Origin of the sequence: Allobosea sp., assembly GCF_035999205.1 — a bacterium.
Taxonomy (GTDB): Bacteria; Pseudomonadota; Alphaproteobacteria; order Rhizobiales; family Beijerinckiaceae; genus Allobosea.
Genome location: NZ_DASYHA010000025.1, coordinates 1 through 25,922 on the forward strand (window position 1 = coordinate 1; position 25,922 = coordinate 25,922).

Below are 25,922 nucleotides of genomic sequence, written 5' to 3' on the forward strand. Positions count from 1 at the left end.
TGCCGTCATAGACGGAGAGCTCGAGCATCTTCGGATCGACCATGATCAGCCGGCACTGCTCGGGCTTGAGCCGGTAGAGCAGCGACAGGATCATGGTGTTGATCGCCACCGACTTGCCCGATCCGGTGGTGCCGGCGACCAAAAGATGCGGCATCTTGGCGAGGTCGACGATCACCGGCTCGCCGCCGATAGTCTTGCCAAGGCAGAGCGCCAGCTTGTGCTTGGAGCCCTCGAAATCCTGGCTCGCCAGCAGTTCGCGCAGGAAGACCGTCTCGCGCTTGACGTTGGGCAGTTCGATGCCGATCGCATTCTTGCCCTGCACCACCGCGACGCGCGCCGAAACCGCGCTCATCGAGCGCGCGATGTCGTCGGCCAGGGAAATCACCCGCGAGCTCTTGATGCCGGGAGCTGGCTCGAGCTCGTACAGCGTCACCACCGGCCCCGGGCAGGCCTGGACGATCTCGCCACGGATGTTGAAATCCTCCAGCACGCCTTCGAGCAAGCCGGCATTCTGCTGTAGCACCTCGACGGGAACCGCAGCCATCTGGTCCGGCGGCTCGGCCAGAAACTCGATCGGCGGTAGCTCGAACGCGACGGAATGGGAGAGGACAGGCGCCGCTTCCGGGGCGATGTCGCTGTGCCTCGGCAGCTTGCGCCGCGGCGCCGGCGCGGCAGCCTCGCGAACCTTTCGCGTGACAACGATGCCGCTCGCCGCAGCCGGCCCGGCGCTGCTGGCAGGCAAGGCACTCGCAGCATCAAGCCCCTGCCCTGTGCCGCCCCAGACCTGAGGCGCGAGCCTGACGCTCACGCTGTAGCTCGGGGTCGCCATCGCATTGGTCCAATGGACGACCGGCGCGACAATCGGCACCTGGCCGGCAATTGGATTAGCGAGCGCGACCGACGGCACCTCGCCGGCTACGGGCGCCTGCACCAACTCGATCGCGCCGATCGCCTCGGCAGGCACATGAGCGTCGAGCGCGACGTCGACATCATCGGGGTCGGCCCCGGACAACCCTTCCCAGAAGGCAAAATCGGAGATGTTGGCAAAGGGTGCCGGAGCCGCGATCTGTTGATCCGGCCCAGTACCAGATTCGTCGTGCAGCTCGCTCTCGGCGCAGGCCGCTTCATCGGGATGGAAGCCTTCGTCAGCGGCCGCATGGAGATCAAGCGCCATGTCCGGCAGGGCCGACAACGCCTCCTCCGAGCTCGCCCCCTTGGACCAAACCTGCTTCACGAGTCGGTTCGGTGTCCGCCAGTAGCGGACCTGAGGCACATCCGATGGCGCGACCGCGGCGGGAACATCGCGTGAGGCCGATGCGCCCAGGGCGTCGCCACCGGTCGTGCGCGGCAGCACCCGCGGCTGGCCGGCAACGACGTTCGCCCGATTGTAGCGCGACGAAACCGGGGAAGGCGGCAGCGGCGCAATGCCGGGATCGGCAGACCTCGCCTGGCCAGGACCCGCAAGACCTGCGGGCCGCCCTTGCCCGAATGACGAAAAATCTTCGGTATCAACACCTTGCGTCAATAGATACAGATCGGACTTACGCATGGGATACCGTGAATTCTAGAAGCCTAAATCGGCTTCAACGGGTACCCGGGCACGGTTAAGAGGGCATGAACAAAGCCGGAAAAGCTGAACGGTCTTGGCCTGCACCAAGCCCGGTCCCGAGACCGGATGGCGGCCATGCCGGCGGTCTCGACGGCTGTCGTCACCGCTGAACGTCTATGGTCCCGCCAAGCCGCAGCATCTCGAAGTCCGAGACCAGGATCTCGAGTTCCACTGTCCATAGCCCAGGAACAGGCAGGCTGAGATTCGTCACCCTCCAGATGCCGTCGTCGCCCCTGACCGCAGGCCGTTCGATCGGCTCGACCCCGGCGCTGGCATTGGACAATCCGAGGCGCAGTTCCTTCGCGGGTAGCGGGCCAAACTCACCATTCATCAAAACGACATCGACCGCCACGGGCCCGGCGCGCCCTGGCGTCAGCGTGACGTCCGCCATCGCCTCGAGCGTATGGATATGGATGGAGGCGGGCTGGGTCGCGGCAATGGCGAGTGCGCGTGGTGGCGGCGTGAAGCGCCAGAGCGCCGCCGTGCCGAGGATCGCCAGCATGAGCAGGACCTCAGCTGCGATCACGCGGCGCAGCTGGCCGAGCGCGGCGCCCTGCCGACGCAGTGCGCGGCCCGTCAGACGATAGCGATTCCAGGCAGCTAGAGCTAACAGGCCGGCGACGAGTGCGAACTTGACCAGCAGCACGCGACCATAGGCCGTTGTCAGCAAGGCGGCGGGGGTCTCCACCTGAACGACGGCGAGCACGGCGCCGCTGGTGAGTAGAGGCACGACAATCCAGAGGATCCGCCTAGAAAATCGCTCGAGGACGCCTGCGGCATCGGCGCTCCGCAACGCGACGATCAGACGCCAGAGCGCCCCGGCCCAGGCGGCGATCGCGACGGCATGCAGGAAGACCGCTGGCCGCATCAGCACCTGCGGCGAGGCTGCGCTGGCGTGGCCGCTCGCCGCAAGCGCCGCGCCGGCGCAGAGCAGCGCCAGGGCTGAGAAGCTTCGTGAGACCCCTCCTTGCGGGGCGAGCGACACCAGCCCCGACAGGAGCGCCGCGGCCGCTACGAGAGCCGTGACAGCGAAACTGCTGCGGACCGCCGCAGCCCAGACCGCCCTGTCGAACAGGCTCATGGGCGATGCGTCGAGCCCGTCCAGCCCCTGGGCTGCCAGAGCCCATGGCAGGGCGACGAGCCCCAAGACGATCATCGCACGCGCCATCCGGCGCGCAGACGCGGACAGGGGCGCGATCCAGACCGCGAAGGCTGCGCCACCGACACCCGGAAACAGACCGAGATAGAGCCCTACCCTGCCGATCCAGAGCATGAGGCGAACGGCTGGATCGCCTTGCGCGAGCGCATCCGGCGGCGTTGCGCTGGGCTCGCCGATCGAGAAGACGACTGCCCCGCCGACGGGATGACCATCTTCCGAAACCACGCGCCAGCTCAGGACATGCGTTCCTTGGCCAAGGCCGGCAGGCGCCTCGATTGTCAGCGTCCGGTCCGCGAGACCGTAACGCGAGAGCGGCTGCGCCGAGCCGTCGGGAGCAATCAGCTTCAGAACCAGCGGCGATACAGGCTCGCTGAAGCTCAGGGTTATTCGCGCAGGTGCGCTCGCTACTACGGCCCCGTCGGCGGGCGAAGCGGCGGTCAGCGCGGCATGCGCAAAGGCCTGCCCCGCGATCCCTATGGTGGCGACGGCGGCCCAGAGCAGACAGAGCGCGAGGCGGAGGCGAACGGACATGGCGCATCCTCGCGGCCGGGCGAGAAGCCCGGCCGCTTCGACAGTTTCACTTCTTCGGCGTCAGCTTCAGACCCGGCGCCGGGAACTTGTAGTCATCCGGGACCTTGCCGGCAGCGGGAATCTCGATCCAGCGCTCGACAGCGCCGCCTTCGCATTCCTGAACGATAGGGACGTAGAGCATCGTGTCTGGCTGGAGATCGGTGGTGAGATAGGCGCGGAAGACGAACTCGTCGTAGTGCTCGTCCAGCAGCTTGCCGCCGCTCCAGACCACCTCCCTGACGCCCTCCGAGGTCGGCGTGCCGTAATAGTCATAGGCCTTTTCGTATTTGCCCTTGACCGTCTCCAGCGACCAGCCGGCCTTCGGCATCGGCTTGACGGCGATCACGCCCTCTGGGATCCGGACGCGAACCTTGATGGTCGCCGCGCCCTTGCAGCCATGGGGGACGCGCGCCACGGCCTTGTAGGTCGAGCCTATCGGGGCGGTCTGGGTTTCAAGGGTGACGTGGGCGAGAGCCGGGGTGGCGCTGAGCGCGACGAAAGCTGCCGCGACGAGAGTGAACTTGGACATGGATGTTGCTTCCAGAAATGGCCCTTTGGGCCGAGGAGAGTTGGCTTGAGCCCGCGCCTGCGGCGCGAGCCGATCGGCTTCGACGCTGCGCGACCGCAGGCCGCTTGAGGATCATCGTAGGTGTGGCGACGCATGCGGCGCGTCGGCGGATGACAGCGCATCGGCGCTCGACACGGCGCGGAGCGGCACGTTTCCTGATCGTCAGCGATCAGCGCCTGGCCGGCAGCGCGCCGGCCGCGTCAGGCCTGGGCGGGTGGAGCGCGCGGGTTCGCGGGCGAGCGGCCTGCGACGTAGCCATGCGGGAGGTCGAGGCGGCGCGCGAAGGCGATCAGGTCGATGGCGCGATGCACGACAGGCAGATAGGTGCCGCTCACGGGCGACCCGTCACCGCCCGGAAAGGCGGAGCCCGTGACGCAGCAGGACATCAAATCGTGCGGCGCGCTGGCTTGGTCGGAATGAGCTCCCGGCGCATCGCCGGTCGCGCAGAGCGTCATCGCCAAGGCACGGTCGAGGCTCATGCCAGCAGCATGAGCGCCCGACGCCATCCCAGCGAACACCGCCTGCAGCACGAGCAGATAGGCCGCGGCAATCGCAACCCAACGGCTTGATCGTGCTATCTGGCGCAAAGCTGGCAAAACGGCTCTCCTATGACCTCGATAGCACCCGCGGCCGCGCGATCAAGCGGAAACAACCGGGCTATCCGATGCGGAGCGCGCCCTCCTGCAAGCGCAAGGTCAGGCGACGGTTTCATGCCAACGTCGTCACAGAGCGCCGAGCGATATTCTACAATCGCCATATACTAAGAAAACTCTCCCTCGCAGGCCCGGGCTAGCATCGCGGCAGCGGCACGACGGCCGCACGATCAAGGCTGGGGAACCGGAAATGTCACAGGGAATCGAGCGCCGTTCATTCTTGAAGGCGTCCGCCGCGTTCGCGGCCAGTGCCACAGGCGCCTTCGCCTGCGTCGAGATCGCGAGTGCCGCACCGATCGAAGTGCCGACCGTCGACCGGCTGTCGCTGCGCGTGCTCATCGACTCGGCGCATGACCAATTCCTGAGGCCCACGACCGTCCAGGGCGTGCAGCATATCCCGCCCGGTTCCGGCCGCGGCGCGGACTACCGGCAGGTGCTGCACAACCAGTGGGGCCTGTCGCTCTTCCTGGAATCGCAGCGCGAGGCGGAAGCCCGCACCATCCTGCTCGATTTCGGCTACAGCCCCGATGCGCTGCTGAACAATATCGACATCCTCAAGGTCGACCCGACGAAGGTCGACGCGCTGATCGTCAGCCACGGCCACCATGATCATTATGGCGGGCTCAACGGCTTCCTCGCCAAATATCGGGGCTCGCTAGCGCCCGACCTCAAGCTCTATGCCGGTGGCGAGGACAATTTCTGCCATCGCGTCAGCCCGAGCGCGGTGCAGGGCCAGTTCACCGATTTCGGGCAGCTCGACAGGCGCGACCTCGTTGCGCAGAAGGTCACGACGGTGCTGTGCGAGACGCCCACGGTCGTCGCCGGCCACGCCTTCACGACCGGCCAGATCAAGCGCCGCTCGATCGAGCGCATCCTGCCCAACACCTTCGTGGAGCGCGGCATCAAGGACGGGCTCGGCTGCGACGCCGGCCACTACAGCGCAGCGGAGCTCGCCGGCAAGCCGATCCCGGACGAGCATGTCCATGAGCATGCCACCTGCTTCAATATCAAGGGCAAGGGCCTGGTCGTGATCAGTTCCTGCGGACATGTCGGCATCGTCAATTCGGTGCGGCAGTCGCAGGAGGTGTCCGGCGTCGAGAAGGTCCATGCGATCGTCGGCGGCTTTCATCTCGGGCCGGCGCCCAAGGACTACCTGCAGCAGGTCGTCTCCGAGGTCGGCAAACTCAAGCCGGACGTGGTCATTCCGATGCATTGCAGCGGGCTCAACTTCGCGCTTGAGGCCCAGGCGCAGCTGCCCGAGCACGTGATCGTGCCCACGACCGGCAGCCGCATTGTCTTCTCGGCCTGAGATGCGCGCGCCCAGCCGCCCGTCCTGGCCCGCCGCGCTCTGGCACCTCGCGCTCGCGCTGGCCTTCGCGTTGCTGTTCGCTGTGGTCGGCTCGGGGCAGGCTCGGGGAGAGGAGCCGGCGCGGCGCTCGGCCGCGGAGCTGATGGATGTGCTGATGTGGAACCGTGAGCCGGTCGGCGGGCCGTTCTCCCTGACCGATCACAGCGGCCAGGCGCGCAGCGATGCGGATTTCCGCGGCAAGCTGCTCCTGGTCTATTTCGGCTTTACCTACTGCCCCGACATCTGCCCGACCGACCTCGTGGAGATCAGCCGCACGATCGACCAGCTCGGCCCTGCCGGGGAGATCATCCAGCCGCTCTTCGTCACGCTGGACCCGGAGCGGGACACCTCGGCCCAGCTCGCGGAATACGTCCCGCTGTTTCATTCGCGCCTGATCGGCCTCACCGGAAGCGCCGAAGCAGTCCGCGCGGCGGCCGACGCCTACAAGGTGTTCTACCGGAAGGTCGAGATCGGAGGCGGCGACTACACCGTCGACCACAGCGCCTATGTCTATCTGCTCGACACCGAGGGCCGCTATCTCGGCTTCTTTCCGCCGAATACCCCTGCCGAGCGCATGCTGACCATCATCCGCTCGCATCTGCCGCGCGGTTGAAGGGCTCCGGCGCGAGACGGTGCGCCGGTGAATGCCAGAGCGCCTGTCGAGGCTCCGCTCCCCGTTCCCATCCGGGCTTGGTCGACGTCGACAGAATTCCTTCTTCTAGACTGAAGTCGTACGACTGCTTTCTTTCCTGCAGCCGCAGAACAAAAAAATTCCATACGGCTTCCGAAAAGCGACCGCGAACGGAATGATCCTGCTCCCTTACGTCACTTCGGAGTTCCCCTGTTCCGGGAGCGTCCGACGAACCGGAGCCCAACCATGTCCGCCCTCGCCTTCCTGCGTCGTACCGCTACGGTCCTCGCAGCCTCCGTTGCCCTCGCCGGCTCGGCCTTCGCCCAGTCCGACGCACTGGTGACAACGGACTGGCTCGAAAAGAACCTCGACAATCCGAAGGTTCGGATCGTCGAAGTCAGCGTCGAGCCGGGCCTGTTCGAGCGCGGGCACATCCAGGGCGCGCAGAACGTCGTCTGGCACACCGACCTCGTCGACACTGTCGAGCGCGACATCGCCAAGCCCGAGAAATTCCAGGCTCTCGCCCGCAAGCTCGGCATCGACAAGGACGTGACCATCGTCCTCTACGGCGACAGCAACAACTGGTTCGCGGCCTGGGGCGCCTGGGTGTTCGACATCTACGGCCTGCGCGACAACGTGAAGCTGCTCGACGGGGGCCGCAAGAAGTGGGAGCTGGAGAAGCGCCCGGTCACGACCAACCCGCAGCCGGCCAAGGCCTCAAGCTTCACCGTCGCGGAGCCCAACCGCAAGCTGCGCGCGCGTCTGGCCGACGTCGTGGCCACCGTCGAGAAGAAGTCGGACGCCCGCATCCTCGACATCCGCTCGGCCGACGAATTCTCCGGCAAGATCATTGCCCCGGCCGGCTTCCAGGAGCTGGCACTGCGCGCCGGCCACATCCCGGGTTCGGTCAACGTGCCCTGGGCCCAGGCGGTCAACCAGGCGGACGGTACCCTGAAGTCGCCCGAGGAGCTGAAGAAGCTCTACGCCAATGTCGGCATCGACGGCTCGAAGCCGGTCATCACCACCTGCCGCATCGGCGAGCGTTCGAGCCACAGCTGGTTCATCCTCTCGCGCGTGCTCGGCTATCAGGTCGCCAACTACGACGGCTCCTGGACCGAGTACGGCAACACGGTCGGCCTGCCGATCAGCAACCCGGCCGGCTCGGTCTGGGGCGGCAAATAAGCCTGCGCCGATCGCGATGAGCCTTTCCGACGACAGTGGCGCGCTGGACTATCAGCGCGCCCGCGAGCAAGCGGCCGCAGCGGGATTTTCCGCCGCGGCTTCGCCATTCGATATTCCCTGGCGTTTCTCTGGAGCGATCGCGATCGCCGCCGCGCTGGTCGCGGCGATCGTGCTCGTCGGGCGCCATGGCGATCCGGCACCGCAGCTCCAGCTCTCGCTCGTCCTCGGAGCCGCCTTCGGCTTCGTGCTGCAGCGCGCGCGCTTCTGTTTCCTCTGCATCTGGCGGGACTGGCTCGACCGACGCGATCCGCGCGGACTGCTCGGCATCCTGACAGCTCTGGCCGTCGGCATCGCCGGCTACACGCTGATCTTCGGGGCCTGGCTGCCCGAGCCGAGCGGCACACGGCTGCCGCCGACGGCGCATATCGGCCCGGTCAGCCCGGCGCTGCTGCTGGCGGGGCTCGCCTTCGGCGCCGGTATGGCGATCTCCGGCTCCTGCCTCAGCGCTCATCTCTACCGCCTGGGCGAGGGATCGCCGACTTCCCCCTTCGCCCTGATCGGCGCAGTCGGCGGCTTCATCCTGGGTTTCCTGAGCTGGAATGGGCTCTATCTCTGGACGATCTCGGAGGCTCCCGTCCTGTGGCTGCCCCGCCAGTTCGGCTATGGCGGCGCGCTCCTGACCGGCGTAGCGGTCATCGCCGGCCTCGCCTGGTTCCTGCTGCGCAGCGGCAGCTTTCCAGACGGCGATGGCCGGCCCGAGCGCGATCCGCTCGTCGCGATCTTCGTTCGGCGCTGGCCGGCATGGCTCGGCGGCCTCCTCGTCGGCCTGATCGGTGTCGCGGCCTATCTGCGTCTGTCGCCGCTCGGCGTCACCGCTGAGCTCGGCTCGCGCTCGCGCCAACTCGCCACCTCGCTCGATCTCCTGCCCTCGCGACTGGAGGGGCTCGACAGTTTCCGTGGCTGCGCCACCGTCATCCGCGACGCGCTGCTGACGCCGAACGGCCTGTTCATCGCCGGCCTCGTCGCGTCGGCCGTCGTTGCCGCGCTGCTATCCGGGGAGTTCAAGCCGAGACTGCCGAAGATCGGGCAGGTGCTACGCGGGCTCACTGGCGGCGTCCTGCTAGGCTGGGGCACGGTGATCGGCCTGGGATGCACCGTCGGCACGCTGCTCTCGGGAATCTCCGCCGGCGCAGCCTCCGGCTGGGTCTTCGCGGCGAGCCTGCTGGTTGGGGCGACCATCACGATCAGGCTCGGCCGGCGTTTCGGCCTCGCGCTGTGACGAGCGGTCGGGCTGCGCCGACCACGCGCTTGGATCGCGGCCGGACCGGTCGCATAGTCGGCGCCAACTGCGGCCGCGATGGCTGCATGCGCAGCGAGGGGCCGACCACGGTGACGACGACACCATATCTCGATACCGTCCTGGTGGACGTGACCGACCGCTCGGAGCCCATGGAACTCGAGCTCGGCCGCTCATCCTATTGGCAGGACGAGAACCTGATCTATCTTGTCGTCGATGGCCGCTCGATCATCCTCGACGACAAGACCGGGCGGCAACTCTACAAGGCGATGATGAAGCTCGGCGCCTTCCTGGGGTATGATCAGGAGCCGTAGGCTACCCTCCGCACAAGGGCGCCCGCCGGGCCGGCAGCAGCTCGACCAGGCGGAATAAGCATTGTCTATCGGTCGCTTAGAGCCTGATCCGAACAGATCGATTCAAGTCGATGGGATCAGGTACTACCGTTTGGTCATTTCGATGTCCGGTATCGTGGGCGCAATTCCGACGGGCTCGCCCTCGACGAAGGCCGGCGACGGCTTCCGCGAAATCCGGAGCGCGATGTAGATCGCGACGAAGAGCGACAGCATCATGATGTAGCCGAGCATGCCCTGGGGGCCGAAGAGCTGCATCATCGCGGTCGCGGCAACCGGCCCCAGCGCCGAGCCGGCACCCCAGAGGAACAGCAGCTGTGCGGAGAGGCCGACCGCCTGGTCGCGCCCGATGCGGAAATAGGCATGCGTCACGGCGACCGTATAGAGCGGAACGCTGCAGCCGCCGATCAGCGCGAACAGACCGAAGAGCCAGATCCGGCTCTGAGCCACATCGAGGTTGAGAAGCGTCGCCAGCAGTGCTGCGGCGACGGCGACGATACTGACAGCGATCAGCATGATCAGGCGGCTGGCGACGCGATCCGCCAGCAGACTCATCGGCCATTGCATCAGCAAGGCGCCCAACTGGATCCCTGCGGTGAGCAGGATCGTCGCCTTCTGATCCAGGCCCGACAGGATGCCATATGCAGGAATCACGCTCGTCAGCGGGCCGCTGACCAGCCCGACATAGAGGCAGCCGACGACGGCTGCGGGCGCGTGCTGCCAGAGCGTGCGCAGACCGACCGAGACGACGTCGTTCGACTCCGGCCCCCGCGCCCGCGTCAGCGCGACCGGGATCAGCGCAATGGAGAAGGCCATGCTGGCGTAGAGGAAGACGTCATGTGACTGAATCGCGAGATAGCCGACCCCGATCTGCGAACCGATCATCGCGACGCGGTTGAGGATCTGGTACATGCCGAAAATGCGGCCGCGCTTGGCGCCGCTGGCCTGCCCGCTGATCCAGCTTTCGATGCAGATGCCGTGGCCCGCCGCCGCCAGGCCCATGACCAGGCGCGAAGCCCCCCACCACGCTTCGGGCAGCAGCGGGAAACTCAGCGTAAAGACGGCCTGGAGGGCTGCGAACACGGCGAAGCCGCGAATATGGCCGATCCTGCGGACGAGAGAGGGCATGGTGAAGCAGCCCAGCAGGAATCCGAGGGAGTAGGCGGAGGCGACGAGGCCGATCAGCAACGGCGGCTGATTGGCCACCGCCATCCTGAGCGGCACGAGCACGTTCACGATCGTGCCGGCGACCTGCAGCATGAGAGCCCCGGTGACGATTGCGCCGAGCGCAGCGACGGAACCGCCCCGTGCCGTGGTCATCATCGCCTCGCCCTGTCCGGGAATCTCATCGGCGCGAGGCTATCAGGTCGCTATCGGCCGGAACAGTCGCGCACGGTGATCCGCTGGTTTTGTGCGGGATGGCCGAATCGCCGAAGCGACCGCCGGGGGCGAGGAAGCGCTCCGAGAGGCCAGCACGGTGCACAGCTCGGGTGGCTGACATCTCCCCGGCCTGACCGGGCTCCAGAGCGGTCTGGAATGACCCCGGCACGCGATAAAACGACATCGTGCCGGTCCTGGGCCCGGCTCGGCATGTCCGGGCGGCGTGCGAGATGGCGGCAACATCCGTGATGCATTGCAGCGTGATTTGACGGACGGCCCGATTTGTCTCTCGATAGGGACACGTCATCGTCGTTTGCCTAAAGTCGGATTGCGCCGGGTCATGCAGGGTCCAGAGATTGCACAGGGAACCCAAGCCCAGCTGGCGGTTACCGGCCTCGATCTCAGCTTCTATGGCGTGCAGGTTCTGCGCGGCGTCGAGCTGTCGGTTCAGGCCGGGTCTTTGACGGGCCTCATCGGCCCGAACGGGGCGGGGAAATCGACCCTCTTCAATGCGATATCGGGACTCTACAAGCCGAACCACGGCTCGGTCCAACTCGGGGGGCGCGACGTGACCGCCCTATCCCCCGACAAGCTGGTAGCCGCCGGCCTCGTGCGCTCCTTCCAGCTCGCGCGCGGCTTCCCCAAGCTCAGCGTCTTCCAGCATCTGATGCTGTATGGCGCGCAGCAACCCGGCGAGCATCTTCTGGCCGCACTGATCGGGACGCGGCCCGCCAGGGAGCGCGAGCAGATGCTGGCCGAGCGCGCCTTCGACATCGCAGGTCGGCTGAAACTGACCCATGTCCTCGACAATCCGGTGACGGCCCTGTCGGGAGGACAGAAAAAGCTCGTGGAGATCGGACGCGCCCTGATGGCCGAGCCGAAGATCCTGCTGCTCGACGAGCCCATGGCCGGCGTCAATCCAAGCCTGACCGAGGAGATCGCCGAGCATCTGGTCGGCCTCAACAGGGACGGTCTGACGATCTGCCTGATCGAGCACGACATGGCCCTGATCAAGCGCCTCTGCCACCCAGTCATCGTGATGGCCGAGGGCAAGGTGCTGACCCAGGGCACGTTCGCGCAGGTCGCCGCGGATACGCGGGTGCAGGAAGCCTATCTCGGGAGGCGGCATTGAGCGTGGCCACCCCTTTGCTCGCCGTCGATGGCATCATCGCCGGCTACGGCGCGGCCGAACAGATCCTGAAGGGCGCATCGATCACCGTCGCCGCCGGCGAGATCGTATCGATCATCGGCCCAAACGGAGCAGGCAAGTCGACCCTGCTGAAAACGATCACGGGCCTGGTCGCCGCACGTGAAGGTCGGATCGCGCTCAACGGCAAAGACGTCACCGCCGAGGGGGCCCTCGGCCGCGCGAAATGCGGCATCGGCTTCGTGCCGCAGGAGCGGAACGTCTTCGGCGCGATGACGGTCGCCGAGAACCTCGACATCAGTGGCTTCCAGGAGCCCGGCAAGGTCCGCGAACGGAGCGAAGCGCTGTATGAGCGCTATCCGATGCTGGCCAGCAAGCGGAAGGCGCTCGCCCGCACCTTGTCGGGCGGCCAACGCCAGATCCTGGCGATGGCGATGGGGTTGATGAACGCCCCTGCCCTGCTGCTGCTCGACGAGCCGACAGCCGGCCTGTCACCGAAGGCCGCCGATGAGCTGTTCGAGGCGATCGTGACCCTGAACCAGGGCGGCCTGCCAATCCTGATGGTGGAGCAGCACGCGCTCGAAGCCCTCGAGATTTCCGCGCGCGGCTATGTTCTGGTGTCGGGCCGCAACAGCCGCGAAGGCGCTGGCACGGCACTTGCCGCTGACCCGGACATCCGCCGCCTGTTTCTTGGCGGCTAGCAGCCGCCGACGCTTCGTCCGCCGAACTAGAATAAACGAGGGGATCACCATGACGCAGTTCACGACAGACCGCCGCACGCTGCTGGCGGGCGCCGCCGCGCTCGCCGGCGTTTCCGCCCTGCCCCGGATGGCCATGGCGCAGGGCGCGCCGATCAAGATCGGCACGCTGACGCCACTCACCGGGGCCGGCGGCCCCTACGGCCCGGTCATGGTCAAGGCCGTGAAGGCCGTGATCGACGAGGTCAATGCTGCCGGCGGCGTGCTCGGCCGCAAGATCGAGCTGATCTCGGAAGACGACCAGACCAATCCGGAGGCCGGCGTGCGCGCCGCGCGCAAGCTGATCGACGTCGACAAGGTCTCGGCGATCCTGGGCACCTGGGCCTCCTCGGTCACCACCGCTGTCGCGCCGCTGTGCTGGGAGTCGAAGACCTTTCTTTGCACCACCTCCGGCGCGGATTCGATCACGCAGCTGCCGCATCAGGGCTTTCTGATCCGCACCCAGCCGACGACGACGCTGCAGGGCAAGAAGTTCGGCGAGTTCGCCATCGCGCAGGGTGCCAAGCGCGTCTTCTTCCTGTCGCCGCAGACGCCCTTCGCCAAGAGCCAGTTCGACAACATCACGCTGGCGGTGAAGGCGGCCGGCGGCGAGACCGCCTCGCTGATCTATGACGACAAGAAGCCGGCCTATCGCACCGAGATCGACGAGGCGATGCGCTTCAAGCCCGACGCCATCGTCTTCGGCGGCTACACCCCCGACACCACGGTAATGCTGAAGGACCTCTACCGCGCCGATTTCAAGGGCACAAAGATCGCCTTCGGCTACTCGGTCAACCAGAAGCTGGTCGAGAGCGTGCCGGCCGAGATCGTCGAGAAGACCTTCATGATCTCGCCCTCGCCGGCCGAGGGCTCCAAGGCCTATGACCGGTTGGTCAAGATGATCGGCGTCGCCGCGCCCGATCCCTACACCACGCAGATCTACGACCACATCAACCTCGTGCTCATGGCGATCGCGATCGGTGGCGATGCCTCCGGCGACGCAATCAGGGCCAACCTCCGCAAGGTCAGCCAGGCGCCGGGAGGGACCAAGATCGACAACGCCATCGACGGGCTCAAGGCGATCGCGGCGAAGCAGCCGGTCGACTATGACGGCGCCAGCGGCCCCTGCGACTTCACGGAGATCGGTGACATCAGCGACTCCAAGTTCCGCTACGAGCAGGTCCAGGGCGGCAAGATCGCACTGGTCAAGATCGGCTGAGTGAAAGCCGCTTCGTGACCCAGTTCCTCCAGGCGCTGATCAATGGCGTCATGACCGGGGCGCTCATCGCCGTCCCGGCCATCGGCTTCTCCGCAATCTTCGCGGTGCTTCGCTTCCCAAACTTCGCCATCGCCTCCTATGCGACCATCGGCGCCTTCGCCGCGTGGTGGGCAAATTCCCAGCTCGGGCTGCCCATCATGCTGGCGCTGGCGATCGCCTTTGCCTTCACGGGCGTGGTCGGCGTCGCCGCCGAGGAACTCTCGCTGAAACGGCTGCGCAACAATGGCGCGCTGATCGTCGCGATCGCCTCGATCGCGCTCAATCTCGTGCTCGAGAACATCGTCCGCTTCATCTTCGGCAATGAGCTCAGGGGCTATGACCTGCCGATCGCACGCGATCTGCGCATCGGAGAGCTGCGGATCGGCCCGCAGCAACTGCAGAGCCTCGCCTTCGCGGCAGCCATCATGGCGGCCGTGTTCCTGTTCCTGCGCTACACGCGCTTCGGCAAGGCGATGCGCGCCGTCGCCGACAATCCCGATCTCGCCCGGCTCAAGGGCATCGACCCCGCCCGGATCGCCATCGCGACGATCTTCCTCGGCGCCGGCCTTTCCGGCGTCGGCGGCGTGCTGATCGGGCTCGACACCTCGATTGACCCGCTCACCGGGTACCGCGTGCTGCTCTCGGTCTTCGCCGCGGCGGTGCTCGGCGGCCTGGGCTCGATTCCCGGCGCCGTCGTCGGTGCGCTTGCGCTGGGTGTCGCCGAGGAACTGGCGCTGCTGGTAGCGCCAGCGACCTACCGGACCGGCGTCGGCTTCGTCGCGATCCTGCTGATGCTGACCTTCCGGCCGCGCGGCATCCTCGGCGAGAGGGCCGCCTGATGCTGTCCTATCTGATCTTCACCCTGACGCTCTGCGGCATCTACGCGCTGCTGGCGCTCAGCCTGAACCTGATTTGGGGCGGTGTCGGCCTCGTCAATCTCGGCCTCGCCGGCTTCTTCGCCGTCGGCGCCTATGCCTCGGCGCTGGCGACCGGTGCCGGCGCGCCGGTCCTGCTCGGCTGGGGCGTCGCGATCATCGTCGGCGCGGCGGTCGGCCTCCTCGTCACCTTCGCAACGCTGCGCCTGCGCGACGATTACCTCGCCATCGTCACGCTGGGCTTTGCCGAGGTCATCCGGCTGATCGCCCTCAACGAGCGCTGGCTGACCAAGGGTTCCGACGGCATCTCCGGCATCAGGGCGCCGCTCAAGGCCGAACTCGGCCTACAGGGCTTCACACTGTTCTATCTCGGCGCGGTCACGCTGATCGTCGCCATCGTCTGGGCGCTGTTGCGCCGGCTCGACCTGTCGCCCTATGGCCGCGCGATGAAGGCGATCCGCGAGGACCAGCAGCTCGCCGCCTTCGCTGGCAAATCGGTGCTGCGCTTCAAGCTCCAGGCCTTCGCGGTCTCGGCCGCCATCGCGGCCCTCGCCGGGGCGCTCTACGCGCATTTCCAGTCCTATGTCTCGCCGGACCACTTCCAGCCGCTGATCACCATCTACATCTTCCTCGCCGTCACCGCTGGTGGCGTCGGACGGCCGAGCGGCGCGGTGCTGGGCGCCTACCTCGTCGTGATCTTCCTCGAAGTCACCCGTTTCATGACGGAATGGCTGCCGGGCCTGCAGCCCGTCCAGATCGCCGCCATGCGCGAGATGATGATCGGCCTCGCGCTGATCCTGGTGCTCCATCTGCGCCCGCAGGGCATCCTGCCCGAGCGGATTCCCAAAGCCCCCTCGCCCAAAGCCCTCCCACCAAGGGCGCCCGCACCATCAACGACCGCCTGAACCCGAAGGCCCGCCATGTCAGACGATTTCGCCACCTTGTCCGCCCTGCTCAAGCAGCCGGGCCAGCCCGACACCACCTTCAAAGCGTTCGAGCAGATCACAAAGCGCCTGGTCGGCCACGAGCTGTTCACACTGCTCTATGTCGACGGCCAGGAGGTCGCGCGGATCTATTCCAACCGCCCGGACGAGTACCCCGTGTCGGGGCGCAAGACGATGGGGCCGACGCCCTGGGGCAAGCATGTGCTCGATGGCCGGAAGCCCTATCTCGGCAAGGACAAGGCCGGCATCCGCTGGGCCTTCTTCGACCATGAGCTGATCGAGAGCATGGGCCTGGGGTCCGTCATCAACGTTCCGGCGATCTATGACGGGAAAGTCGTCGGGACGATCAATCTGCTCGCCCCCGAGCACCACTATGCCGAGGAGCACATCGCGCCGGTCGAGGCGCTGGCCCCGCTGCTGATCCCTGCCTTCCTCGCCGCCCGCGCCGCGGCCCGGGCCACCTGATCATCGGGCCGGCTTCCGGCCAGCAGGCCCGGTTCAGCGCTGGGCGCCCGGCTCCGGCATGACGTAGTTCAGCACACGACGCCCGCCGTCCGGATAGATGGTCTCGCCCGTGATGTAGGAGGCATCGTCGCTGGCGAGGAAGGCAACGACCGCGGCGATCTCGGCAGCGGTTCCGTAGCGGCCCAGTGGCGTCCGCGCGATGATCGCACGATCCGTCGCGCTGGCGACGAAGTCGCCCCTCACCATTTCGGTGTCGATAGTGCCCGGTCCGACGCCGACCACGCGGATGCCATTACGCGCGAAGGCAACCGCGGCCGTGCTGGTGATCTGGTTCATGCCGCCCTTGCTAAGGGCGTAGGTCGCCACATTCGGATTGGCGAGGCCCGAATTGATCGACGACATGTTGATGATGACGCCGCCCTGCCCCTGCGCGATCATCTGCCGCGCGGCCGCCTGCGTGCCCCAGAAAGCACCTTCCAGATTGATCCCCAGAACCTTGTCATAATCGGCCTTGGTCACGTCGAGGAAGTTCTGCACCATCGCGATGCCGGCATTGTTGACCATGATGTCGATCCGGCCGAACCGGTTCACAGATGCTGCGATCAGGGCCTCGACCTGCTCCTTGTCGCCGACGTCGGTGACGACCGCGAGCAGCTTGTCCGAATGGCCAAGGTCTGCCTTCGTTTCGTCGAGGCGGGCGCTGTCGATATCGGCGATGACGACCTTGGCCCCCTCGGCCAGAAAGCGTTCGGCGCAAGCGCGACCGATGCCACGGGCGGCCCCCGTCACGACGGCGATCCTTCCAGCGAGTTTCATTCTCTGCATTCCTTCGATAGGCGGGAATCTCGTGGAGCGGCGCCTTTGTGGGTGACGGTTCCGCGCATGGCACGCTCGGCGCTGTTGCGCAAAGTGAGCGCATGCGTTCCGCCTGGCCAGCGCAGCGGTTTCGGTATCAACAGGGCGCGAAGCCGAGATGCTGGCGGAAGCGCGTCTTCACATAAGCCGCGTCGCGCGGAGGCAGCGACCGCGGCAGGTTCTCCGCAGCGATCTTGAGGACGAAGAGCCGCGGCCCTTCGGCCGGATTGCGCAGATGCCCACATAGCTCGTCGACCTCAGCAAGCGTGGACAACTCGCGCGCTTCCGCAAAGCCGCAGGCGGCCGCGACCGTGTGGAAGGCGATGCCGCGACCGGTATGGCTGGCCTGCATCCCCGTCTCGCCGAAATGCTGGTTGTCGAGCACGATGATGTCGAGATTCCTGGGTCTAGCCACCGCGATCGTCGCCAGTGAGCCGAAAGCCATGAGTTGCTCGCCATCGCCGGTGATGACCATCACCCGCTTGTCGAGCTGGGCCTGAGCCAGGCCGAGCCCCACGAGGGCGGCTCCGCCCATCGCGCCCCACAGGTAGTAGTTGTCATCCCGGTCGCCCGCGGCATGGACATCATAGCTGGGCGAGCCCAGCCCGGTGACGACCAGCGCGCCATCGCGGGCATCGAGCAGCGTCTTCACCGCAGCGCGGCGGTTCATCGTCGGAACGGTCATGCGCCTCACCACTTCTTCTTGCCGAGGAGACGCTGACCGATCAGCACCGCGATCTGCTGGTCGGCATCGAAAGCCATCGCCGCGGCCTGCGCCACGGTCTCCACCAGATCGGCCCCGGTCTCGGCCCGCAGGACGGTCAAGCCGATCGCCTCGAGAGCGGCCTGCGTCGCCTGCCCCATCGGGACCTGCCACGGGTTGAACTCAGCCCATTCGCCGCGCATCGTCACCAGCGTCAGGAAGGGGAACCGCGCCTGAACCGGCAACGACAGCATGTTGATGCAGTTGCCGACGCCGGAGGACTGCATCAGCAGGACGCTCCGCTTGCCGCCGAGCCAGGAACCGGCGGCGATGGCAACACCCTCCTCCTCCGTCGTCAGGACGTTGGTGACGACGTCGGGATCGGCATTGAACAGCTTGATCAGCGTCGAGTGCCCGGCATCGGGCACATAGGACATGTGGCTGACGCCAGCCGTCCTCAGCGTGTCGTAGAGCGCGACCGGCCAGTCGGAAGACAGGTCCCGGATTTCGGCGGCGCTCTGCATGGGTTTGACGTCGATGGCGACCAAGGTGCTGCTCCGTGGCGGTCAGTGGCAACCGCACCTGTATAGCCTCGCCGGAGCTATGCTGACGTCGAGCCTTTCTCGCGATCAGATATGCCGATATTGTATAGCATGGATATCAATCAGCTCCGGACCCTCGTCCACGTCGCCGAACTCGGCAGCCTATCCAAGGCGGCAGATCGGCTGCATGTCGCGCAGCCAGCGCTGAGCCGCCAGATCAGGCTTCTCGAGGACGAGCTCGAGGCCCGCCTGTTCGATCGTCACGGACGCGGCATGATCGTCACCGAAGCGGGACAGGACGTGCTGCGCCATGCCCTTCGCATCATGGCTGAAATGGAAGAGATCCGCGCCGCCGTCGCCGATGAGAGCGCTCCCCTGCGCGGCCATGTCGCGATCGGCATGCCGCCCACCGCTTCCGACATCCTGTCCGAGCCGCTCGTCTCGGCGTTCGGCGAAGCTCATCCGGACGCCACGTTGCGCATCGTCAGCGCCTACTCCGGATATCTGCTGGACTGGCTTCACCGCGGCGAGATCGACGCTGCCATCCTCTATGATCCCAAAGCCGCGCGCACGCTTCGCATCCATCCGCTGCTTGACGAGACCCTGTTCCTGATCGGGCCGGCCGATCGCGGTCTCTCTCCCGAAGCGAGCGTGGAATTCGCGCGACTGGAGCATGAGCGGCTTCTCCTGCCGAGCCGCGGCCACGGGCTGCGGACGATCGTCGAGCGCTGCGCGCAAGATTGCGGGTTCACGCTGACCATCAAGGTCGAGGCCGACAGCTACGCGACGCTGAAGGGGCTGGTGCGCAGCGGACACGGCCTGACGGTGCTTCCATTGGCGCCGATCCATGAAGAGTTGCAGGAAGGCCGCCTGAGCGCCGCTCCGCTGATCAACCCCGTGCCGACGCGCCGGCTCGTCATGGCCTACCCCACGGATCGGCCGAGCCCGCGCCTCGCCCGCTTCGCGGGCCAGGCCATCTCGGCGACGGTGGAAGACCTGGTCGCGCGTGGCATCTGGTCGGGCTGCATGCCCGGCACGAGCGGGAATGCCGAAGCCGCCCGAACCGACCACAAACCAGCATAGCCGGCCACATATACTCCCGGCTCGCGGAGCCTCAGCCCATGCCTGGTGCTCAGCCGGCGGCGGCGGCCTCGGCGGCGATCTCCAGCGCGAGTTCGATGATGCTGACATCGGGCGAGGCGAGCCAGCCCGCGACGAATTGCAGGTCCGGGATCCTCTGGGCGCAACCGACCTCGACGAGGCGTCCGGCCGCGACATCGTCGGCGACGATCGAGGCCGGGATCAATGCAACGCCGAGCCCGTCCAGCGCCATCCGCACCGCGGTGGCGAGCGCGGCGCTGGCATGCAGGCGCGTCGGCGGCAGATGCGGATCGGACAGCAGCTCGCGCAGCCGCATATAGGGCTGGGTGTTGCGGGCGAACGTGATGATCGGGAAGGCAGCGATCCGCGCCAGCGGGTTCTGCCCAGCCGGGAAGCCGAGCCTGGGGCTGGCGAAGAAGCCGGTCGGCTCGTCGCGCAGCGGCCGCGACAGGATCGAGGGTTCGCTGATCGGCCCCAGCATGAAGGCGAGGTCGATCTCCTGGGACAGCAGGCGCTCGCGCAGGTTCGGCGAGATATCGACTTCGATTTCGAGGGTAACTCGGTCATAGCGCGCCGACATCGCCTCGACGAAGCGCGGCAGCCAAGTGTGGACGATGGTTTCCGCGGCACCAAGCCGCAAAGTCCCGCGCAATTGCGAGCGGTCGGTCACGGAGGCGACGAGTTCGGCTCGCAGCCGCAGCAGGCGCTCGGCCTGCACCAGTACCGACCGCCCTGCCTCGGTCAGCGCGAAGGAACTGCGTCCACGTTCGATCAGGCGGGCGCCAAGCTGTTCCTCCAGCTGGGCAATGCGCTGCGACACCGAGGGCTGGGTGGTGTTCAGCCTGGCCGCCGCGCCCCGGAAGCTCTTCAGCTGCGCCACCCAGACAAAGGTCTCGAGAGTTCTGAACTCGATCAAGGGGCGCCCCATTCGATAAGCCAGAACTATCAGCGGCGATCCCGAATGACAATTGGACGGCCGATCCGGCTTCGGCCCAGTATCGCCTCCGAAGCACCCGCAAAGGGGCTCGAGGGGAATACTGGAACAGCCTATGTCAATGCAAAGCGGCTTCGCGACCGGAGCCGAAGCGCGCCGCGCCGTGCGCAACGGCAAGCTCGTCGGCCAGACCTCATCGCTGGCGCCCGGCTTCGTGCAGGGCAATCTCGCCATCCTGCCGCAGGCTCTGGCCGGGGACTTCCTGCGCTTCTGCCAGCGCAACCCGAAGCCCTGCCCGATCATCGGCATGACCGAGCCCGGCGATCCGCGCCTGCCCGATCTCGGTGCCGATCTCGACCTGCGCACGGATCTGCCGCGCTATCGGGTCTGGCGCGACGGCGAGCTCGTCGAGGAGCCAACCGACATCCTCTCGCATTGGCACGACGACCTCGTCGGCTTCGTCATCGGCTGCAGCTTCTCCTTCGAGGAGGCGCTGATCGCCGACGGGCTCGAGATCCGCAATGTCGCGCAAGGCGCCAACGTCTCGATGTTCAGGACCTCCATCCCATGCGCGCCGGCAGGGCCTTTTGCCGGGCCGATGGTGGTGACGATGCGGCCGTTCAGCCCGGCGGACGCGATCCGCGCCATCCAGATCACCTCGCGCTTCCCCTCGGTGCATGGCGCCCCGGTCCATATCGGCCTGCCCGAGCAGATCGGCATCGCCGACCTGTCGAAGCCGGATTACGGCGATCCGGTCGAGCTGCGTGACGGGGAACTGCCGGTGTTCTGGGCCTGCGGGGTGACGCCGCAGGCGGTGATCGCCGCCGCACGGCCGCCCTTCGCCATCACGCATGCTCCCGGCGCCATGCTTGTCACCGACCTCAAGAACAGCCGGCTGGCGACCCTATGAGTGGCGCGCCCCATCCAGGCTTCGGCGCCTTCGGCAAGCTCCATCGCGAGTTCTTCGATGCGCTTGCCCCCGATGGCTGGGAGCCGGTCGCGGGCTATGCCGGCGTCGAGCAGAAGCTCCTGTCCGGCCAGCTCGACCATGTCGGACGCAGCGGGGCGCTAACGCGCCTGTCGCGCTGGGCGCCTGGCGCCTTCGTCGCCGAACCGGTGCTGCATGACTGGTGCGAGGAGGTCTTCCTAATCTCCGGCTCGCTCCGCATCGGCGTGCCCGCGGATGGCGAGGCCGCCGCGCTTCTGCCCGCCGGTTCCTATGCCTGCCGCCCCGCCCATGTCCTGCACGGCCCGTTCTTCACCGAAGGCGGCTGCCTGATGATCGAGTTCAACTACTACCCGCCGACCCAACCGAACCGACAGGAGCGCTTGCTATGAAACGACTTCGCTACGCCTCGCTCGCGGCCCTCATGATCGCCCTCACCGGCCCGGCGGCGGCCCAGTCCCTGCCTGCCGGTCCGACGATCAACATCCAGGCGGTGACGCAGGTCGGCCCGGCCCTGCCGCAATACACCAAGGTCGACATCCCGCTCCTGCGCGAGGGCGTGCCGCAGAAATCCGGTGGGCGCATCAATGTCACCCTGGCGAGCTGGCCCGAGCGCAACCTCAATGGCCCGGAGATCATCCGGCTCGTCCGTTCCGGCCAGGTCGATATCGCGGCCGTGCCGCTGAACACCGTCTCCGGCGAGGTACCGATGCTCGACATGGTCGACCTCGCCGGGCTGAACCCGACGGTCGGCCAGGCGCGCAAGGTCGCGCAGGCGCTGCTGCCCGAACTCAACAAGGACCTGGAGCGCTTCAACACCCGCATCGTCGCGATGTACCCGTTCGCGGCGCAGGTCTTCTTCTGCCGCGACAAGGTCACGAGCCTTGCCGACCTCAAGGGCAAGCGCATCCGCACCGGCGGCGGCTCGTCCAACACCTTCGTCAACTCGATCGGCGCGCAGCCGACGGCGATCGGCTTCCCCGAGGTCTACGCCTCTCTGGAGCGCGGCGTCGTCGATTGCGCCATCACCGGGTCCAGCTCCGGCAATGGCGCGCGCTGGTACGAGGTCAGCCAGTCGCAATACGCCCTGCCGCTGTTCTGGTCGGTGTCGATGTATGTCGTGAACCTGAACTGGTGGAACAAGCTCGATCCGCAGGTCCGTGCCTTCCTCGAGACGACGATGAAGGAGGTCGAGGAGGCGCAGTGGAAGCTCGGCGAGGAGACCACCGAGGACGGCCTCGCCTGCAACAGCGGCGACAAGGCCGGCTGCAGGATCGGCAAGCTCGTGGACAGCAAGCCGATGGGCCTGTTCCGCCCGGTTCAGGCCGACCAGGACGTGCTGCGCTCGACCCTGACCTCGGCGATCCTGCCGGGCTTCATGGAGCGCTGCGGGGCACGCTGCGTCGAGGTCTACAACCGCGCCGTGGCGCCGATCAGCGGCGTTGCCTACCAGGCCAAGTGACCGGGGCCTGATGACGCAACGGCACAGGGCCGTTGCAGGCATCGCGATTGCATCCATGATGCGTGGCCGCCAGGTCGCGGCCACGCACCGGGAGAACCATATGAGGATTTCCAGATCACTGGCGGCGGCTCTGGCCGCATGCACCGTCGGGACGGCTCACGCCCAGACCGTGCCGCCGGGCCCTGCGGTCAACGTCACCATGGTGACGCAGCTCTCGCCCTCGATCCCGCAATATACCCGCGTCGACATTCCGATGCTGCGCGAGGGCATTCCCGAGAAGTCGGGCGGCCGCATCAAGGTGACGCTGGCGAGCTGGCCCGAGCGCGGACTGACCGGCCCCGAGCTGCTGCGCGTCATCCGCTCGGGCCAGATCGACATCGGTGCACCGGCGCTGCCGACGGTGGCGGGCGACGTGCCAATGCTGGAGATGTCGGACCTCGCCGGGCTGAACCCCTCCCATGCCCAGTCGCGCAAGGTCATCGACGCGGTCCTGCCGGAGGTCAACAAGGAACTCGAGCGCTTCGGGGTTCGGATCATCGCGACCTTCCCCTATCCGGCGCAGGTCTTCTACTGCCGCGAGCCGGTGAAGAGCCTGGCCGACCTCAAGGGCCGGCGGATCCGCACGGCCGGCGGCTCGACCAATGATTTCGTCCAGTCCTTCGGGGCGCAGCCGACGGCGATCGGCTTCCCCGAGGTCTATTCGGCGCTGGAGCGCGGCGTCGTCGACTGCGCCATCACCGGCACGGCAACCGGCAACGGCGCACGCTGGTACGAGGTGACCAGGCACATGTACGCGCTACCCGTTTCCTGGGGGAACTCGGCCTATGTCGCCAATCTCGCCTGGTGGAACAAGCTCGATCCGGCCGTTCGCGACTTCCTGCAGGCCACCTTCAAGCAGGTCGAGGACCAGCAATGGGCGCTGGGCCTCGAGGCGACCGAGGACGGCATCGCCTGCAATGCCGGCACCAAGGAGGGCTGCCGGATCGGCCATGTCGTGGAGAACCGGCCGATGACCGTCACCCGCCCGACCGATGCCGACATGGAGACCCTGCGCGCATCGCTGCGCACGGCGGTGCTGCCGGCCTGGGTCAAGCGCTGCGGCGAACGCTGCGGCGAAGCCTATAACCGGCTGGTCGCTCCGATCACCGGCGTCCGTTACGAAGCGCGCTGAAAGGAAAAGGCCGCGATGCTCGACCGAATGATCGTCGCGGCCGCCCTGTGCCGGCGGCTCGTGGCCAGGCTCGGCACCTTCATGGGCTATGCCGCTGGCTGGGGCTTCATCCTCTGCGCCGCTTTCATCACCTTCGACGTGCTGGCGCGACGCTTCCTCGGCTTCTCCTCGCAGTCGACGACGGAGCTGACCGGCTATGCGCTGGCCTTCGGCATCTCCTGGGCGCTCGCCCACACGCTGACCAGCCGCGCCCATGTCCGCATCGACGTGCTGATCAACTTCCTGCCGGCGAAGATCCGCTATCCGATGCATCTGCTCAGCCTGGCGGCGCTGGCGGTCTTCGTCGGGTTCGTCGCCAAGGGCGCCTGGGACCTCGTCGACGAATCCCTGCTCTTCGGCGCCACCGACATCAGCGTGCTGCGCACGCCGCTCTGGATTCCCCAGGGCCTGTGGACATTCGGCATCCTCGTCTTCCTCGTCCTGATCCTGCTGATGCTGGCGGAGAGCACCTTGCTAGTGCTGGCCGGGCGCGGCAGCGAGGCCGAGGCACTGCTGCACCAGCGCACCTATGACGAGGAGGCGGCGGAAGCGCTGGAGGCCGTCGGCGCCCTCGACACGCTGCCCGGCGCAGCCATCGACAAGGGAGCGACGACATGATCGCCATCGTCTTCCTGCTCGTCCTCGTCGGCCTGATGGTCGCGATGAGCTTCCTGGGCATCGGCCCGGGGAACCTGCTGATCGGCGAGGTGCTGCTGCTTGTCGGCCTGTTCCTGCTGTTCTTCGGTGCCGGCATCTATATCGGCGCGGCGCTCGGCGTGCTCGGCCTGATCATCGGCTTTGCCTTCTCCGACCGGCCATTCTGGACCTTCATCGGCCAGACCGTCTGGAACCCCTCGTCGAGCTTCGTCCTGGTCGCGGTCCCGCTCTTCCTGCTGATGGGCGAGATCCTCCTGCGCGCCGGGCTTTCCGACCGGCTCTACAAGGCCCTGAACGTCTGGCTCGACCGCCTGCCCGGAGGCCTGCTGCACACCAACATCGCGGCGTCCGGCGTGTTCTCCGCGATCTCCGGCTCCTCGGTCGCCACCGCCGCGACAATGGGCTCGGTGGCGCTGCCCTTCTTCAAGGGCACGCGCTACGATCCCAAGATGGTGCTCGGCTCGCTCGCCGCGGGCGGCGCGCTCGGCAATCTGATCCCGCCCGGCATCACCTTCATCATCTACGGGCTGATCACCGAAACCTCGGTCGGTGCGCTCTATCTCGCCGCCGTCGGCCCCAGCATCCTCGTGGTCATCCTCTTCATCCTCGTGATCCTCTGGAAGGCGAAGACGGCGGCCCCGCTGGCCGATCCGGACACGCCGCGGCTGCCGCTATCGGTCAAGCTGCGCAGCCTCGTCGACCTCGCACCGACGGCGATCCTGATCCTGATCGTGCTCGGCACCATATATGGCGGTCTCGCCACCGCGACGGAATCGGCGGCGCTCGGCGTTATCGGCGCCATCGTCTTTGCCGCGATCGAGGGCCGGCTCTCTTTCAAGATGCTGAACGACTCCGCCGAGGCGACCGCGCGCAACACCGCACTCATCGGCCTCATCCTCTTCGGCGCCTATGTGCTGAACTACGTCTTCGTCGGGCTCGGCGTGCCGCAGGCGCTGGCCAAGCTCGTCGGGGAGATGCCGTTGCCGCCCTGGGCGGTGATGCTGCTGATCATCGGCTTCTACCTCGCGCTCGGCACCTTCATGGAGGGGTTCTCCATGGTCATCACGACGATCCCCGTGATCTTCCCGGTGGTCGTCGCGCTCGGCTATGATCCTGTCTGGTTCGGCGTCATCGTCACCATGCTTGTCGAAATCGCACTGATCTCGCCGCCCGACGGCACGGTGCTCTACGTCCTGCAGGGCATGCGGCGCGACGGCGGGCCGATCACCGACGTCTTCTCCGGCGTCATCCCCTTCTTCCTCGTCTACATCCTGGGTGTCCTGATCCTGATGTGGTTCCCGCAGCTGGCTCTCTGGCTGCCAAAAGTGGCGCAGTAACT

26 protein-coding genes and 1 pseudogene are annotated in these 25,922 nt (G+C 66.9%); 18 read left to right on the forward strand and 9 right to left on the reverse strand.

Going from position 1 to position 25,922, the window contains the following annotated elements; translation table 11 throughout:
* From VGN82_RS26480 to VGN82_RS15460, 4 genes and pseudogenes are all read right to left on the reverse strand, one after another.
* Positions 1–586, reverse strand: a pseudogene (locus VGN82_RS26480) (DNA translocase FtsK); the annotation flags it as partial.
* Between the two features lie 1,123 nt (positions 587–1,709).
* Complete coding sequence (locus VGN82_RS15450) at positions 1,710–3,299, reverse strand: copper resistance CopC/CopD family protein (RefSeq protein WP_327527930.1); 1,590 nt, start codon at positions 3,297–3,299, stop codon at positions 1,710–1,712.
* Positions 3,300–3,345: 46 nt separating this feature from the next.
* Entirely contained in the window at positions 3,346–3,867 is a 522-nt protein-coding gene (locus VGN82_RS15455; RefSeq protein ID WP_327527931.1) for a YcnI family copper-binding membrane protein, read from the reverse strand.
* A gap of 239 nt (positions 3,868–4,106) precedes the next feature.
* On the reverse strand, positions 4,107–4,385 hold the full coding sequence (locus tag VGN82_RS15460) for a hypothetical protein (protein ID WP_327527932.1): 279 nt from the start codon (positions 4,383–4,385) through the stop codon (positions 4,107–4,109).
* Between the two features lie 364 nt (positions 4,386–4,749).
* Between VGN82_RS15460 and VGN82_RS15465 the strand changes: the two genes are divergently transcribed.
* From VGN82_RS15465 to VGN82_RS15485, 5 genes are all read left to right on the forward strand, one after another.
* A complete protein-coding gene (locus tag VGN82_RS15465) occupies positions 4,750–5,868 on the forward strand; it encodes an MBL fold metallo-hydrolase (protein ID WP_327527933.1) in 1,119 nt (372 codons plus the stop codon).
* 1 nt (position 5,869) lies between these two features.
* Positions 5,870–6,520, forward strand: coding sequence for an SCO family protein (locus VGN82_RS15470; protein ID WP_327527934.1), 651 nt, complete (start codon positions 5,870–5,872; stop codon positions 6,518–6,520).
* A 264-nt stretch (positions 6,521–6,784) separates the two neighbouring features.
* Positions 6,785–7,720, forward strand: coding sequence for a sulfurtransferase (locus VGN82_RS15475; protein ID WP_327527935.1), 936 nt, complete (start codon positions 6,785–6,787; stop codon positions 7,718–7,720).
* A gap of 16 nt (positions 7,721–7,736) precedes the next feature.
* Positions 7,737–8,999: a YeeE/YedE family protein gene (locus VGN82_RS15480; protein ID WP_327527936.1), complete on the forward strand. Its 1,263-nt coding sequence runs from the start codon at positions 7,737–7,739 to the stop codon at positions 8,997–8,999.
* 86 nt (positions 9,000–9,085) lie between these two features.
* On the forward strand, positions 9,086–9,331 hold the full coding sequence (locus VGN82_RS15485; RefSeq protein ID WP_327527937.1) for a hypothetical protein: 246 nt from the start codon (positions 9,086–9,088) through the stop codon (positions 9,329–9,331).
* Positions 9,332–9,454: 123 nt separating this feature from the next.
* Here the strand turns inward: VGN82_RS15485 and VGN82_RS15490 are convergent, their stop codons facing one another.
* The gene (locus VGN82_RS15490; RefSeq protein ID WP_327527938.1) at positions 9,455–10,687 is read right to left on the reverse strand and encodes an MFS transporter; all 1,233 of its coding nucleotides are present in this window, start codon (positions 10,685–10,687) and stop codon (positions 9,455–9,457) included.
* Positions 10,688–11,087: 400 nt separating this feature from the next.
* On the opposite strand from VGN82_RS15490, the gene VGN82_RS15495 reads away from it, so the two are divergent.
* Genes VGN82_RS15495 through VGN82_RS15520 form a run of 6 tightly spaced genes read left to right on the forward strand, consistent with a single transcriptional unit; the run spans position 11,088 to position 16,173 of the window.
* Positions 11,088–11,879, forward strand: a complete 792-nt coding sequence (locus VGN82_RS15495; RefSeq protein ID WP_327527939.1) for an ABC transporter ATP-binding protein — start codon at positions 11,088–11,090, stop codon at positions 11,877–11,879.
* A 2-nt stretch (positions 11,880–11,881) separates the two neighbouring features.
* The gene (locus tag VGN82_RS15500) at positions 11,882–12,595 is read left to right on the forward strand and encodes an ABC transporter ATP-binding protein (protein ID WP_327527940.1); all 714 of its coding nucleotides are present in this window, start codon (positions 11,882–11,884) and stop codon (positions 12,593–12,595) included.
* 49 nt (positions 12,596–12,644) lie between these two features.
* Positions 12,645–13,850, forward strand: coding sequence for an ABC transporter substrate-binding protein (locus VGN82_RS15505; RefSeq protein ID WP_327527941.1), 1,206 nt, complete (start codon positions 12,645–12,647; stop codon positions 13,848–13,850).
* A 14-nt stretch (positions 13,851–13,864) separates the two neighbouring features.
* Positions 13,865–14,728, forward strand: coding sequence for a branched-chain amino acid ABC transporter permease (locus VGN82_RS15510; protein WP_327527942.1), 864 nt, complete (start codon positions 13,865–13,867; stop codon positions 14,726–14,728).
* Positions 14,728–15,669 carry a branched-chain amino acid ABC transporter permease gene (locus VGN82_RS15515; RefSeq protein ID WP_327527943.1) on the forward strand — a complete coding sequence of 314 codons (942 nt, stop codon included), beginning with the start codon at positions 14,728–14,730 and terminating at the stop codon, positions 15,667–15,669. The genes VGN82_RS15510 and VGN82_RS15515 overlap by 1 nt, the downstream gene beginning before the upstream one ends.
* Positions 15,670–15,684: 15 nt before the next feature.
* Positions 15,685–16,173: a GAF domain-containing protein gene (locus VGN82_RS15520; RefSeq protein WP_327527944.1), complete on the forward strand. Its 489-nt coding sequence runs from the start codon at positions 15,685–15,687 to the stop codon at positions 16,171–16,173.
* 33 nt (positions 16,174–16,206) lie between these two features.
* Here the strand turns inward: VGN82_RS15520 and VGN82_RS15525 are convergent, their stop codons facing one another.
* From VGN82_RS15525 to VGN82_RS15535, 3 genes are all read right to left on the reverse strand, one after another.
* Positions 16,207–16,989, reverse strand: a complete 783-nt coding sequence (locus tag VGN82_RS15525; protein WP_327527945.1) for an SDR family NAD(P)-dependent oxidoreductase — start codon at positions 16,987–16,989, stop codon at positions 16,207–16,209.
* 136 nt (positions 16,990–17,125) lie between these two features.
* Positions 17,126–17,713, reverse strand: a complete 588-nt coding sequence (locus VGN82_RS15530; RefSeq protein ID WP_327527946.1) for a thiamine pyrophosphate-dependent enzyme — start codon at positions 17,711–17,713, stop codon at positions 17,126–17,128.
* A 5-nt stretch (positions 17,714–17,718) separates the two neighbouring features.
* Entirely contained in the window at positions 17,719–18,255 is a 537-nt protein-coding gene (locus VGN82_RS15535; RefSeq protein WP_327529153.1) for a phosphonopyruvate decarboxylase, read from the reverse strand.
* A 129-nt stretch (positions 18,256–18,384) separates the two neighbouring features.
* Between VGN82_RS15535 and VGN82_RS15540 the strand changes: the two genes are divergently transcribed.
* Positions 18,385–19,356 (forward strand): LysR family transcriptional regulator, encoded by a 972-nt coding sequence (locus tag VGN82_RS15540; RefSeq protein WP_327527947.1) that lies wholly within the window; start codon positions 18,385–18,387, stop codon positions 19,354–19,356.
* 49 nt (positions 19,357–19,405) lie between these two features.
* Here the strand turns inward: VGN82_RS15540 and VGN82_RS15545 are convergent, their stop codons facing one another.
* A complete protein-coding gene (locus VGN82_RS15545; protein WP_327527948.1) occupies positions 19,406–20,290 on the reverse strand; it encodes a LysR family transcriptional regulator in 885 nt (294 codons plus the stop codon).
* 133 nt (positions 20,291–20,423) lie between these two features.
* On the opposite strand from VGN82_RS15545, the gene VGN82_RS15550 reads away from it, so the two are divergent.
* The 6 genes from VGN82_RS15550 (at position 20,424) to VGN82_RS15575 (ending at position 25,920) form a co-directional block, all read left to right on the forward strand.
* Complete coding sequence (locus tag VGN82_RS15550) at positions 20,424–21,218, forward strand: putative hydro-lyase (protein ID WP_327527949.1); 795 nt, start codon at positions 20,424–20,426, stop codon at positions 21,216–21,218.
* Complete coding sequence (locus tag VGN82_RS15555) at positions 21,215–21,646, forward strand: cupin domain-containing protein (protein WP_327527950.1); 432 nt, start codon at positions 21,215–21,217, stop codon at positions 21,644–21,646. Before VGN82_RS15550 ends, VGN82_RS15555 begins: the two co-directional genes overlap by 4 nt.
* Positions 21,643–22,716 (forward strand): TRAP transporter substrate-binding protein, encoded by a 1,074-nt coding sequence (locus VGN82_RS15560; RefSeq protein WP_327527951.1) that lies wholly within the window; start codon positions 21,643–21,645, stop codon positions 22,714–22,716. Before VGN82_RS15555 ends, VGN82_RS15560 begins: the two co-directional genes overlap by 4 nt.
* Positions 22,717–22,816: 100 nt before the next feature.
* On the forward strand, positions 22,817–23,887 hold the full coding sequence (locus VGN82_RS15565) for a TRAP transporter substrate-binding protein (RefSeq protein WP_327527952.1): 1,071 nt from the start codon (positions 22,817–22,819) through the stop codon (positions 23,885–23,887).
* A gap of 15 nt (positions 23,888–23,902) precedes the next feature.
* A complete protein-coding gene (locus tag VGN82_RS15570; RefSeq protein ID WP_327527953.1) occupies positions 23,903–24,544 on the forward strand; it encodes a TRAP transporter small permease subunit in 642 nt (213 codons plus the stop codon).
* The gene (locus tag VGN82_RS15575) at positions 24,541–25,920 is read left to right on the forward strand and encodes a TRAP transporter large permease (RefSeq protein WP_327527954.1); all 1,380 of its coding nucleotides are present in this window, start codon (positions 24,541–24,543) and stop codon (positions 25,918–25,920) included. Before VGN82_RS15570 ends, VGN82_RS15575 begins: the two co-directional genes overlap by 4 nt.
* The last annotated feature ends 2 nt before the right edge of the window (positions 25,921–25,922 follow it).